Below are 13608 nucleotides of genomic sequence, written 5' to 3' on the forward strand. Positions count from 1 at the left end.
GCCGCCGGAGCGCGACCGGTGGCGCGAGACCGTCGACCACGGCCGGTGCGCGTCCTCTACCCTGCACCGCGTGACGCAGGGGAACTCCACGGACGACAGGCCGACGACGCGCGCGGAGCGCTACGAGCACGGACGGGCGGTGTTCGGCGCGGTCAACGAGGCGGCGCCCGCCGCGATCGCCGAGGCGCTCGCGGACGTCTCGCCCGAGCTCGAGCACCAGATCTCGGCGTGGGCGTACGGCGAGATGTACGCGCGGCCGCACCTGGAGCCGCGCGACCGCCAGCTGGTCACGCTGGGCATGCTCAGCGCTCTCGGCGGGTGCGAGGCCCAGCTCGACATCCACGTGGGCACCGCGCTCGACGTCGGGCTGACGCCCCGGGAGATCGTCGAGGCGCTCCTCCAGTCGGCCGTGTACTGCGGCTTCCCGCGCGCCCTCAACGCGACCGCGGTCGCGAAGGAGGTCTTCGCGCGGCGCGGGCTCCTGCCGGTCGAGTGAGGGCCGGGCCCGGACGCCCGGCCGACCGTGCGCACCCGGCCTACAGCGGCCCGACGGCGAGCACCGTCACCACGGGCTCGCCCGCCTCGTCGCTCGCCGCGAGGTCGACGCTCGCCGTGATCGCCCAGTCGTGGTCGCCCGCCGGGTCGTCGAGCACCTGTCGCACGAGCCACGTGCCCGCCGGTACCACGCCGCCGGGGGCGTGCTCCGCCGTCGGGCCCTCGTGGCCTGCGGGCAGCTCGGCGCCCGCCTCGACGACGCGGAACAGCGCCGCGGAGCGGGCGCCGGGCCCGATGCCGATCGCGTCGTCGCCCTGGTCCTCGAAGAGCGGGTCGAGCGCGTCGCCCCATGCGTCCGCGTCCCAGCCCGCGCCGCCGTCGAGCGCGCCGAGCGCACGGTAGTCCTCGCGCGCGGCGAGCTCGACGCGCCGGAACAGCGCGTTGCGCACGAGGCGGCGGAACGAGCGCGGGTTGCCCGTGACAGGGCGGGTGGGCGCCTCGGCCCCCGCCCCGGAGAGCGGGCCGTCGCCCACCTCGGTGTCCGCGTCGTCGTCGACCGGGTGCGCGAGGCGCTCCCACTCGTCGAGGAGCGACGAGTCGACGCCGCGCACGAGCTCGCCGAGCCACTCGACGATCTCCTGCACCTCCTCGGTGCGGTGCTCCTCGGGGACGACCTGGCGCAGCGCCCGGTAGGCGTCCGCGAGGTAGCGCAGCACCACGCCCTCCGTGCGCTCGAGGCCGTAGACGGACACGAACTCCGCGAACGTCATCGCGCGCTCGACCATGTCGCGGACCACCGACTTGGGGGAGAGCTCGGCGTCCGCGACCCACGGGTTGGACCGCTTGTACATCGCGAACGCGGGCGCCAGCAGCTCCTCGAGCGGCTTGGGCCACGTGATCTCCTCGAGCAGCGCCATGCGCTCCTCGTACTCGTACCCCTCGGCCTTCATCGCGGCGACGGCCTCGCCCTTGGCGGCGTTCTGCTGGGCGTAGAGCACCTGGCGCGGGTCGTCGAGGGTCGCCTCGATGACGGAGACGACGTCGAGCGCGTGGGTCGCGCCCTCGACGTCGAGCAGGTCCAGGGCGGCGAGCGCGAACGGCGACAGCGGCTGGTTGAGCGCGAACTCGCGCGGCAGGTCGCCGACGAGGCGCACGCTCGGGCGGTAGCCCGCGGGGCGCGACGGGTCGGGCACGCGGACGCGCTCGACGATGCCCGCGACGCGCAGCGAGCGGTAGATGCGGAACGTCTGGCGCACGTGCTCGCGGCGCTGCGACTCCGTGTCGTGGTTCGCGAGGAGCAGGTGGCGCATGGCCTCGACGGGGTTGCGGCGCGGGTCGCTCGCGTCGGCCTGCCCGCCGCGACCGTGCTGCGCCGTGCGCGCGAGGACGTTGAGCACCATGGCGTGCGTGACGGTGAAGTGGCTCGTCAGCGGCTCGGGCTCGGCGTCGCGCAGGCGCTCGAACGTCGCGTCGGTCCAGTTGACCGACCCCTGCGGCGCCTTCTTGCGGACGATCTTCTTGAGCTTCTTCGGGTCGTCGCCCGCCTTGGCGAGCATCTTGCGGTTCTCGATGACGTGCTCGGGCGCCATGACGAGGACCTCGCCCACGGTGTCGTACCCGGCGCGGCCCGCGCGCCCCGCGATCTGGTGGAACTCGCGCGCCGTGAGGTGCCGCATGCGCTCGCCGTCGAACTTCACGAGGCTCGTGAGCAGCACGGTGCGGATCGGCACGTTGATGCCGACGCCGAGAGTGTCCGTGCCGCACACGACCTTGAGCAGGCCCGCCTGCGTGAGGCGCTCGACGACGCGCCGGTACTTGGGCAGCATGCCCGCGTGGTGCACGCCGACGCCGTGCCGCAGGAACTTGCTCAGCGTCTTGCCGAACCCGGTGCCGAAGCGGAAGTCGCCGAGCTCGGCGGCGATCGCCTCCTTCTCGGACTTCGTCGCGACGTTCATCGACAGCAGCGACTGCGCGCGCTCGACCGCGTCCTTCTGGGTGAAGTGCACGACGTACACGGGCGCGCGGCGCGTGCTGACGAGCTCCTCGATGACCTCGGTCAACGGTTCGACGACGTAGCTGAAGTGCAGCGGGACCGGCCGCTGGGCGGTGGTCACCTCGGCGACCGGCCGGCCGGTGCGCTCCTCGAGCTCCTCGACGAACCGGGTCGTGTCGCCGAGCGTCGCCGACATGAGCAGGAACTGGGTTCTCGGCAGCTCGAGCAGCGGCACCTGCCACGCCCAGCCGCGCTGCGGGTCCGCGTAGAAGTGGAACTCGTCCATGACGACCTGGGAGATCGCGTCCTCGTCGTCCGCACCGGCGTTCTCGCCGCCCCGGCGCAGCGCGATGTTCGCGAGGATCTCGGCCGTGCAGCAGATGATCGGGGCGTCGGGGTTCACGGCGGAGTCACCGGTCGTCATGCCGACGTTCTTGGATCCGAACGCCGCGACGAGCGCGAAGAACTTCTCGCTGACGAGCGCCTTGAGCGGCGCGGTGTAGTAGGTGCGGCCGCCGCGGCCCGAGCGGTGCGCGGCGAGCGCCGCGAACTGGGCACCCATCGCGACGAGGGACTTCCCCGAGCCGGTGGGCGTCGAGAGGATGACGTGCGAGCCGGTGACCAGCTCGATGAGCGCCTCGCTCTGGTGCGGGTAGAGCTCGAGGCCCTGCTCCGTCGTCCACGTGGTGAACCCCTCGTAGAGCGCGTCCGGGTCGGGGGCCTTGCCCGTCGGGGCGGGCACGTGCGCGAGGAGAGCCGGGGTGCGGCCGGTCGTGGTGGTCACGGGACGAGTCTGTCAGGTGTCGGGGAGGCCGGTCGCCGGACCGGCGCAGCGGGCGTCCCGGGGGACCGAGAAGGGGGTTGATAGCGCTGTCAACCTGTGCGAGGGTAGCCCCGGACGTGCACGGGACGCGCGTCCAGCCTCCGCGTCACCGACGACCACCGAGCCCACGCCGCCGTGGGACGGAGGGAGCACCCCGTGCGGCCACCCGCAGATCACCCGCTCGTCACCTGCCCCTGACAGGGTGGCGCGGGCACCGCCCCGGCCGCCCGCGCCATCCCACCCCCTGACCGACCCTGCCGTCCCGGCGCCCCCGCCGGCGGCCCCTGCCCGAGGACACCATGGCCCCCAGCCTGCCGACCCCCCGATCCCTGCAGCCCAGACCTGTGACCCCCGCGACCCCGGACCGCCCGCGCCGGCCCGCCCCGCGGCTGGTCGCGGGCGCGCTTGCCGTGGCGCTCGCCGTCGTCGGTCTCGCGCCCGCGACCGCCGCGAGCGCCGCCCCCGAGCCGCCGTCGGCCGACTACGCGTCCCTGGTCGACGTCTTCGTCGGCACCGAGGGCGACTACGGCAACGACATGCCCGCCGCGCAGGCGCCGAACGGCCTCGCGAAGGTCAACCCGCGCACGACCCCGGGCCGCAACAACACCGGGTACGACTACGCGCAGTCGAAGATCTCGGGCTTCACGCACACCAACCTCGACGGGGTCGGGGGCTCCGGCGGCGGTGGTGACCTCCTCGTGGTGCCGACGTCCGGGTCGTACACGGCGCGCCCCGGCACGGGCACGTACGCGCACCCGTTCTCGCACGACGACGAGGACGCCGGACCGGGCTTCTACTCCGTCGGGCTCGGCAACGTCGCGGGCAAGGACGGCGCCATCACCGGTGCACCGGGCACGATCGAGGCCGAGGTCGCGGCCACCACGCGCTCGGGCGTGCACCGCTACGCGTTCCCCGCCGGCTCGACACCGAGCCTCGTGGTGGACCTCGAGACGAACAACACGAGCCGCCGGTCGTCGTCGGTGCAGGTCGAGACGCGCGCGGACGGCACCGTGGAACTGTCCGGGCAGGTCACGGGCTACTTCTACAACGCGGCCTACACGCTGTACTACACCGCGCGCACGCTCCAGCCCGCGACGGTCCAGACGTGGGGTGACGACGACCGGCTCGTCGACGCGACCGCCCAGGACGGCGTCGACACCGGCGCGATCCTCACGTTCGACCCGGCCGACGCCGGGGAGGTCGGGCTCCAGGTCACCCTGTCGCCGGTGAGCGTCGAGCAGGCGCGGATCGACCAGCAGGTCGAGCTCGGCGACCTGTCGTTCGACGCGATCCGTGACCGCACCCGCGCGGAGTGGAACGCGACGCTCGGGCGGGTCGCGATCGACGCCTCGACGGCGACGGACCCGACGGGCGAGCTCCAGCGGCTCTTCTACACGCACCTCTACCGCATGTTCGCGATGCCGATGAACGCGACGAGCACCTCGGGCACGTACCGCGGCGTCGACGGGGCGGTGCACGCCGCGCAGGGCTTCACGTACTACGACTCGTGGGCCACGTGGGACGACTTCCGCAAGTTCTCCGTCATCGCGTACATCGACCCGGCGCTGTACCGGGACATGGTGCAGTCGCTGGTCTACCTGTTCGCGGACGCCGAGGCGACGGGCACCGGCGGCGGCCTCGGCGGGTTCGTGCACTCGGTCCCGACGGTGCGCTGGGAGCGGTCGTCGGTCGTGGTCGCGGACGCGATCGCCAAGGGCTTCGACGGGTTCGACCGCCTCGACGAGGCGTACCCGGCGCTCCAGCGGCTCGTCGGGCAGTACAGCGCGGACGAGCTCCGGCGCGGCTACGTGGCGGGCAACCCCGGCGCGTCCGTGCAGCGCGGCTACGACCAGTACGGCCTGTCCGTGATCGCGGACGAGCTCGGCCTGACCGAGGAGGCCGAGACGCTGCGCGAGCAGGCGTCGTGGCCGATCGAGAAGCTCACCAAGCCGGGCGCGTGGACCGCCGCCGACGGCACGCAGGTCGGCCTCCTCACCCCGCGCGCCGCGGACGGGTCGTGGCAGAGCGCCGACCACGCGAAGTTCGAGGCCGCCGGCCTCTACCAGGGCACGCTCTGGCAATACCACTGGTACGACGCGTACGACATGGACGCGCTCGTCGAGGCGATGGGCGGCCCCGAGGCGGCGCGCCTCGCCATGCGCCACATGTTCGGTGAGCACGCGCCGGACGACGGCAAGGCCATGCTCCACTCGAACGCCAACGAGATCGACCTCCAGGCGCCGTACCTCTTCAACTACACGGGCGAGCCGAGCCTCACGCAGAAGTGGGCGCGCGCGATCTACACGAAGGAGACCTGGAACCGGTACATCGCGACCGGCTCCTCCAGCGCCGTGCCGAGCGGCGGCGGCGAGTTCACGCCGCCCGTGAAGACGAAGGTGTACCGGCTCGACCCCCGCGGGATGCTCCCCACGATGGACAACGACGCGGGCACGATGTCGACGATGTTCGTCGCCGCGGCCGTCGGGCTGTTCCCGGTGACCGCGGGCTCGTCCGAGTTCCAGGTCGGGTCGCCGTTCTTCGACTCGACGACCATCACCTACGACGACGGCAGCGCCTTCACGGTCACGGCCGACGGCGTCTCCGAGGACGCGTTCTACGTCCAGTCCGCGACGCTCGACGGCGTGACGTTCGGCAACACGTGGGTCGACTACGCGACCGTGGTCGGCGGAGCCGACCTCGCGTTCCGCATGGGCGAGCAGCCGAGCGACTGGGGCACGGACACGGCGCCCGCGTTCTCGATGAGCACCGCGACCGACGAGCCGGCGGAAGGACCGCGCGTCAGCGCCGACCCGACCACCGTGCGGACCGGCGACGGCGGCGCGCTCGACGCGACCGTAACGCTCACTCTCGACGGCGCCCGCCTCGCCGCGCCCGCCGGCACGGACCTCGTCGCGAGCGGGGCGGCGAGCGTCGTCGGGCTGCCCGACGGCGTCACCGCGGCCGTGACGGTCGCGGCGCCGACCGCGCTGACCGTCTCCCTGACGGGGACGGCGTCCGCCGACGCGCGCTTCTTCGTGCACCTGCGCGACGCCGCGCTCGCCGACGGCGTCCCCGCGGCGTCGCTCCGCGGGCAGGGCGTCTCGGTGCGCTCGCCCCTGCGGCTGTCCGTGGCGTCCGCCGAGCGCGACGCGCTCGCCGCGCTCGTCGACGACGCCGTGCTCGTGCGGCACGGGAACTACTCCTCGGTGACGTTCGACCGGTTCTCGACCGCCCTGACCCGGGCGCAGGAGGCGCTCGCGGACGAGGCGGCGACGAGCATCGCGCTGCGGTTCGCGGCCGACCGGCTCGGTGCGGCGGCCGACGCGCTCGACCTCACGGGCGGCGGGTACCGCACGCTCGAGGCCGAGCAGTCCGAGGCGTGGTCGGGCGGCGAGCTGAAGAACGAGGCGAACAGCTCGTCCGGCAACCTCGGCGGCGTGCGCTCCGGGTCGTGGGTGCAGTACCGCGACATGACCTTCGAGACCGCCGCCGGGGACACCCCGCCGCGCTTCCTCACGGTCCGGTACGACACGAGCTTCGCCCCGACGGACACGCCGAGCACCGTGCGCGTGCACGCCGGCGACGTGAGCGGCCCCGTGGTCGCGACCGTCGACCTGACGGGCACGAGCGGCTGGGGAAAGTACACCGAGGTGACGGCGGAGCTCGGCGACGTGCAGGCGCTCGTCGACGCGCAGGTCGTGACGTTCGAGCTCCTCGCGCCGTCGGGCCGGAGCTGGGTCGGGAACTTCGACTGGTTCCGGTTCAGCGCCGAGGACCCGGGCGCCCCGGGCCAGCCGGGCGAGTCCCCGACCGTGACGATCGAGGCCGAGGACTGGACCGCGAACTCCGGTCGCGGGCTCAAGAAGGAGTCCTCGACGTGGACGAGCGGGCCGGTGACGAACGTCGGCGGCACCGCGGACGGCGACTGGATCGCCTACGGCGAGGTCGACCTCGGTGAGCTGCCGCTCGGCGAGCTGTCGGTCCACTACGTCCACAACTCGAACCGGTCCGGGAAGAACTCGGCGCTGTCGGTGTACCTCGACGCGTTCGACCCGGCGGACCCGGGCGAGCCGTTCGTCACCGTGCCGCTGCCGACCACGGGGTCGACCTGGACCACGGACGGGACGGCGACCGTCGTCCTGCCCGAGACGGTGCAGGGGACGCACGAGGTGTTCGTGCGCCTGACGACCGAGCCGTACGCCGACCACCCGTACGTCGCGAACCTCGACCGCCTGACGTTCGCGCCGGGCGGCCCGACGTCGGTCGTCGTCGAGTCCGAGGCCTGGACCTCGAACTCGGGTCGCGGGCTCAAGAACGAGAGCTCGACGTGGACGAGCGGTCCGGTGACGAACGTCGGCGGCACCGCCGACGGCGACTGGCTCGCGTACGGGGAGATCGACCTCGGCTCCGCCGCGCTCGACCAGCTCTCCGTGCACTACGTGCACAACGCCAACCGGTCCGGGCGGAGCTCCGCGCTGTCGGTCTACCTCGACGCGTTCGACCCCGCGAACCCGGGCGAGCCGTTCGTCACCGTCCCGCTCGCGAGCACCGGGTCGAGCTGGACCACGGACGGGACGGCCGTCGTCGACCTGCCGAGCACCGTGCGCGGCAAGCACCAGGTGTGGGTGCGCCTGTCGACGGAGGCGTACGCCGACCACCCGTACGTCGCGAACCTCGACAGCATGCGCTTCTTCACCGACGCGTACGACGTCGAGGCCCCGCCGACCGACACCGCGGCGCTCGCCGCGGCGGTCGACGCGGCCGGGACGCCCGAGGCGGAGATCGCGCGGTACGGCCGGATCGACGCGCGCGTCTTCACGCGCGAGCTCGCGGCGGCACGGTCCGTGCTCGCCGACGCCGGCGCCACCCAGGCGCAGGCCGACGAGCGGGCGCGGCGCCTCGGCCTGGCGACCGACCAGCTCGTGCCCGCCGAGCGCCGTCGGCTCGAGAACCTCGTGGCGAGCGCCGAGGCCCTGACCGACGAGGGGTACAGCCCCGAGTCCTGGCAGGCCTTCCGCGCGGCGCTCGGCGCGGCGACCGGGACGCTCGACGACGCCGCGGCGTCCGACGCGGCGCTGCGCGACGCGCGGCTCGCGCTCCAGGGCGCGATCGACGCCCTGGAGGAGCCGGCCGACGTCGTGCTCGTCGAGGTCGAGGTCAGCCCGCGCTGCCTCGCAGGCAAGCCCTACGTTGCGGTCCGCGCGGTGAACGTCTCCGACGCGGCCGTCGACGTCGAGCTGGCGTCGTCGCTCGGGACGCGGTCGTTCGCCGGCGTCGCGGCGGGGGCGAGCGCGTACCAGTCGTTCGCCGCGCGGTCCGCGACGGGCGACCTGGACGTCACCGTCACGGCGACGGGGGCGGACGGCACCCAGACGGTCGAGCAGGTCGTCACCGTCCCGTCCTGCTCCTGACCGCAGGACGCACGACCGACCCGGGAGGCGCCGACGGGGCGCCTCCCGGGTCGGCACCCTGGCACCTCCGCGGCGGACCGGGCACGCTGGTGCCCCGACCGACGACGGAGGCGCCACCGTGACCGAGGAGTACCAGGGCCGTCCCGCGTTCCACGCGCAGACCCCCGCGGAGTGGCGGGCGTGGCTCGCCGCGCACCACGACGACCCCGAGCCCGGGGTCTGGCTCCTCACGTGGCGGCGCGAGAGCGGTCGGCCGACGTTCGGGTACGAGCCGTGGATCGAGGAGGCGCTGTCCTACGGCTGGATCGACGGGCAGGCCGCGACCGTCGACCAGGACCGGCACGCGCTGTGGTTCACGCGCCGCCGTCCCGGCTCCCGCTGGACGCGGCTCAGCAAGGAGCGGGTCGCACGCGTCGAGGCGGACGGGCGCCTCACCGACGCCGGGCGCGCCGTCGTCGAGGCCGGCCGGGCGGACGGGTCCTGGACCCGGCACGACGACGCGGAGGCGCTCGTCGTCCCCGACGACCTCGCCGCGGCGCTCGGCGAGCGGCCCGACGTGCGGGAGCGCTTCGACGCCTTCACGCCCGGCGTGCGGCGCTCGATCCTCGGCTGGATCGTCGAGGCGAAGCGGCCCGACACCCGGGCGCGCCGGATCGCGGAGACCGCCGAGCTCGCCGAGCAGGGCGTCGCCGCCCACCAGCCGCGTCGCTGACGGCGCACGGCGCGCCGCACCCCGCCGTCAGGACAGGTCCCAGAGCAGCCGGTAGTACGCGATGCGCTCCGGGTCGGGGTCGATGCCGTAGCCCGCGTAGACGTGGCCGTCGTACCCGGGGCCGTAGTTCCACTCCGTGCTCCACGCCGCGACGGCGAGGTTCGCCCAGCGGTCCGCGACCCCGAGCGACCCGAGGTCGACGTGCGCGGCGAACGTGCCGTCGTCGTGCAGGAGCGTGTTCGGCACGCACGCGTCCCCGTGGCACACGACGAGGCGGTCGACCGGGGGAGCGTCGTCGAGCCGGGCGCGCGCCTCGGCGACGGCCAGACCGCGGTGCTCGGGGAACCACTCGTCGGGCCCGTGCCCCCGTGCGAGCCGGTCGTCGGCGTTCGCGACACGCTGCGCGACGGACCAGGTGAAGGGGCACGAGGCCACCGGGAGCGCCTCGTGCAGCGCGCGCAGCCCGCGGCCGATCGCGGTCGCGGCCACCGCCGGGTCGCCCGCCCAGCGCGCCTCGACCGCCGACCGCCCCGCGACGGCCTGCGTCACGAGCCACGAGCCGTCGTCGTCCGCGCCCTGGTCGAGGACGCGCGGCACAGGGGTCCGGTCGCCGACCCACGCGAGCCGCTCGGCCTCTCCCGCCAGGTCGATCTCCGGGACGCCCGCCGGGACCCACTTCGCGTACCGGACCGGTCCCCCTGCCTCGCCGCCGCGCGGGTCGAGGCGGAACGTCAGCCCGCCGACGGTGTTGCGCCAGACCGGGGTGACGACGTCGTCCCTCGCGAGCGCGCGGACGACGGCGGGGACGGCCACGGGGCCGGTCGGGATCTCGGCGATGGTCTCGGCGCGGCTCACGCGGGCGATCCTCGCACGCGGGCCGGTCGCCGGTCACGGCCGCCGCCGGCGCGACGTCCCTCGTCCGCGCGTCGGATGTCAGGCCTCAGCGGGAGACGTGGGCGGACGCGTCGCCGTCCGGCGGGAGCAGCGCGTCGCACACGGCGAGGAGCCGCTCGCGCAGCACTGCCCCGCGGACGGCGAAGGCGCGCTGGTGCCGCACGTACTCGGCCTTGCCCTCGGGCGTCTCGATCGCGACCGGCTCCAGCCCGTACGACGACACGTCGTAGGGCGACGCCTGCATGTCGACGACGCGGACGTCGCGCGCGAGCTCGAAGGCGTCGAGGACGACGTCGCCGGGGACGGCCGGCGTGAGCTTGAGCGCCCACTTGTAGAGGTCCATCGTCGCGTGCAGGCACCCCGGCTGCTCCAGGGCGGGCTGCGTCTCGCGCGTGGGCCGCAGGCGGTTGAGCGGCCCGGCCTCCGGCGTGAAGAAGCGGAAGGCGTCGAAGTGGGAGCACTGCACGGGGTGGTCCTCGACGACCCGGTCCGTCCCCTCGTGCCCGAGCCGCAGGGGGAGCGGGTGCCGGTGGTCGCGCCCGGCCTCCTTGTCGCGGTAGACCATGGCCCACTCGTGGAGCCCGAAGCAGCCGAACCGGCCCGGGCGCGACGCGGTGGCGTCGAGCAGGGCGCGCAGGTACCGCACGGTGTCGCCGCGGTCGGCGAGGAACGCGTCGGTGTCGAGCGTCAGACCGTCGGGCGTGCTCCGGTACCAGCGCCATCCAGAGCGGTCGGCGTACGGGTCGGGCGCCGCGTCGGTGCCCGGTGCCGCACCGCTCGCGGCGGTCGGGGGAGCCAGCACGACGCCCGGCCCCGGGTGCCAGCGCCGGAGCTGGGCCGGGCGCGTGGGGTAGTAGGTGAAGAGGAAGTCCTCGATCGCGTGCTTCTGCCCGAGCGGCTTGCGGTGCCGCCACCCGGCCGTCAGCGCGTCCGCGCGCTCGGCGTGGGCGCGCTCGCGCTCCGCCCACTCCGCGGCGGGCAGCACGCCGGGGACGACGACGGGCGTCGTCCGGGGGGTCGCGGGGGCGGTCGCAGGCACGCATCCAGGGTACGAGAGCCCGCGGGGGCGTCGGCGCGGCGGACTTTCACCCGCCGCGCGGTTTTCCCGATGTGGGCGCGACCGGGAAGAATGGCCGTGAACGTGCTGTGAAGACCCGGCGCGTCCGGCCGGCCGACCGCGCGTCGGCCGTCCACCCCGACCCGAACGACCGATCTCGCGGCGAGGCCGCGGAGGAGCACCATGTCGCAGCCGCCCACGGCACCGCAGGACCCGTACCAGTTCGACCCCTACCGGCCGCAGGGCTCCGACCCTGCGCAGGAGGGGCACGGACAGGGGCAGGACGCGTGGGCGTCGCAGGGAGAGCCGCAGCCCCGGCCGTACGGCTCGCCCGACGCCGCGTACGGCGCGCCCGGGTACGGCAGCACGCCGGAGCAGGCGCCCTACGGAGACCCCGGCCACCCGCCCTACGGTGCCGATCCTCAGGCCGCGTACGGGCAGCAGGGCTACGGCCAGCCCGCCGGGTCCCCGGCGCAGGGGTACGCGCAGCCCTACCCCGACGCCGGGGCGCAGCAGCCGTACGGCCAGCCCTACGGCGACCCCGCCCAGCAGCCCTACGGGAGCCCGTACGGGAACGGCTACGCCGCGTACACGGCGCCGGCGCCGTCGACCGGGACGATGGCGATCGTCGGCTTCGTGCTGGCGATCCTCGGCTTCCTCGGCAGCTGGATCCCGTTCGTCAACATCTTCGCCGCGGTGATGGGCATCGCCGGCGTGGTGCTCGGCTTCGTCGGGCTGTCGCAGGCGAAGCAGGGCCGGTCGGGCAAGGGCTTCTCGATCGCGGCGATCGTGCTCGGTGTGGTCTCGGTGCTCGTGACCATCCTCGTGTGGGTCCTCTTCGTCGTCGCGGCGAACGAGGCCTCGTCGCAGTACGAGCAGACGCTCTCGGAGATCCAGGAGGACTCCGACCGCGCGCTCGGCGAGTCGACGGACGAGATCCTCGCGAACGACCTCGGTGTCGAGGTCGGCACGTTCGAGGGCACCGCCGACGAGTTCGGCTGGGTCGAGTCCGCCCTGCCGCTCACGCTGACCAACACCTCCGACGAGCCGCTGACGTTCGACCTCGACGTCGACGCCGTCGCGGCCGACGGCACGGTCGTCGAGTCCGACTTCGTCTACACCGACCAGCTCGCCCCGGGCGAGTCGACGACCGTCGAGGCCTTCGACTTCATCGACTCCGAGAACCTCGAGGCCATGAAGACGGCGACCTTCGAGGTCACGCGCGTGAGCGCGTACTGACCGGCGCACGGGACCGAGGGACGGACCGGTGAGCAGAAGCGACCCCAGGACCCCGCCCGACGACGCGGGGCCCGCACCCGCGTGGGGCACGGCGCCCGGCGCGGCGGGGGAGCGCGAGCCCGCGCCGTCGGCACCCGGCCCTGCGGAGCCCTCGCCGCCCGCAGACGGCGGCGAACGCCCGGCCCCCGGCGACCCCGAGCCCGCACCGACGGCGCAGCCCGCGCGGGCCCGACGCTCGGGGACGGGCGTCCTCGTCACGGCGTGCCTCGGCGTCCTGCTCGTCGGGGCCGTCCTCGTCACCGAGGCCATGACGGCGCGCTGGGGCTGGGCGCACGTGGGCTGGCTCTACCCCGTCGCCGGAGCCGTCGTGCTCACGGTCGGCGCCGTCGCCTGGCGTCGGGGCACGCGCGGCGTGCCGGGGGCGACGCGCGCGCTCGTCGCGCTGCTCGCGGGGACGGTCGTCGTCACGACCTGGGTCGCGGTCGACGTCGTGCCCGCGACCGGTCCCGGCTACGGCGTGGGGAGCTCGCTGCGCGGGTACCCGCTCGGCGGCGGGTCCGACGACGGCCCGGAGATCACGGCCGTGTCCGACCGCGTCTGGTTCGGCGAATCGGTCCGGTACGCCGACGGCCTCGTCGTCTCGGTCTCGGCCCCGCAGGCGTACACGCCGAGCGAGCACGCGGCGGTGCGGGACGGCGACCCGCCGGACTCCGTGCGCGTCCGGGTGCGCCTGACGAACGGCACGGGCCGCGCCGTCGACCCCGGGAGCATCGACGTGCAACCGGTGTCGGGCGGCCTCGTGGCCCGCCGGGTGTACGACTACGCGCCGGACGTCCTGCTCGAACGCCCCGATCTCGTGGCCCGGGGGTCGAGCGGCGAGTGGGATCTCGTGTACGCCGTCCACGACCCGGAGGACGTCACGGTGGCGCTGGAGCCGACGTGGGCGAACTACGCGGTGGCCGTCTTCTCCTGGTGACGCCTCTC

General features: G+C 74.5%; 8 protein-coding genes. 5 read left to right on the forward strand and 3 right to left on the reverse strand.

The features are described 5' to 3' along the window. Positions 1 to 70: 70 nt before the first annotated feature. Positions 71 to 496, forward strand: coding sequence for a carboxymuconolactone decarboxylase family protein (locus ABIE39_RS08285; protein WP_175008264.1), 426 nt, complete (start codon positions 71 to 73; stop codon positions 494 to 496). Between the two features lie 40 nt (positions 497 to 536). Here ABIE39_RS08285 and ABIE39_RS08290 read toward each other — a convergent pair whose 3' ends face one another. Beyond that, a complete protein-coding gene (locus ABIE39_RS08290) occupies positions 537 to 3272 on the reverse strand; it encodes a DEAD/DEAH box helicase (protein WP_354051301.1) in 2736 nt (911 codons plus the stop codon). A gap of 383 nt (positions 3273 to 3655) precedes the next feature. On the opposite strand from ABIE39_RS08290, the gene ABIE39_RS08295 reads away from it, so the two are divergent. After that, positions 3656 to 8722: a glycoside hydrolase domain-containing protein gene (locus ABIE39_RS08295; protein WP_354051303.1), complete on the forward strand. Its 5067-nt coding sequence runs from the start codon at positions 3656 to 3658 to the stop codon at positions 8720 to 8722. A gap of 118 nt (positions 8723 to 8840) precedes the next feature. Continuing rightward, on the forward strand, positions 8841 to 9434 hold the full coding sequence (locus ABIE39_RS08300; RefSeq protein ID WP_209829709.1) for a YdeI/OmpD-associated family protein: 594 nt from the start codon (positions 8841 to 8843) through the stop codon (positions 9432 to 9434). A gap of 27 nt (positions 9435 to 9461) precedes the next feature. Here ABIE39_RS08300 and ABIE39_RS08305 read toward each other — a convergent pair whose 3' ends face one another. Then, entirely contained in the window at positions 9462 to 10289 is an 828-nt protein-coding gene (locus ABIE39_RS08305; RefSeq protein ID WP_354051305.1) for an aminoglycoside 3'-phosphotransferase, read from the reverse strand. 85 nt (positions 10290 to 10374) lie between these two features. Further along, a complete protein-coding gene (locus tag ABIE39_RS08310) occupies positions 10375 to 11367 on the reverse strand; it encodes a 3-methyladenine DNA glycosylase (protein WP_502914840.1) in 993 nt (330 codons plus the stop codon). A 201-nt stretch (positions 11368 to 11568) separates the two neighbouring features. On the opposite strand from ABIE39_RS08310, the gene ABIE39_RS08315 reads away from it, so the two are divergent. Both ABIE39_RS08315 and ABIE39_RS08320 read left to right on the forward strand, forming a co-directional pair. Then, entirely contained in the window at positions 11569 to 12624 is a 1056-nt protein-coding gene (locus tag ABIE39_RS08315) for a DUF4190 domain-containing protein (protein ID WP_175008269.1), read from the forward strand. 28 nt (positions 12625 to 12652) lie between these two features. After that, positions 12653 to 13600: a hypothetical protein gene (locus tag ABIE39_RS08320; RefSeq protein ID WP_186810375.1), complete on the forward strand. Its 948-nt coding sequence runs from the start codon at positions 12653 to 12655 to the stop codon at positions 13598 to 13600. Positions 13601 to 13608: the final 8 nt, after the last annotated feature.

It is taken from the genome of Cellulosimicrobium sp. 4261 (genome assembly GCF_040546915.1).
In the GTDB taxonomy this organism is placed as follows: Bacteria; Actinomycetota; Actinomycetes; order Actinomycetales; family Cellulomonadaceae; genus Cellulosimicrobium; species Cellulosimicrobium cinnabarinum.

Excerpts from the sequence above, each read along its gene's own strand:
- ABIE39_RS08315 (WP_175008269.1), top strand. The coding sequence starts at position 11,569 with ATGTCGCAGCCGCCCACGGCACCGCAGGACCCGTACCAGTTCGACCCC.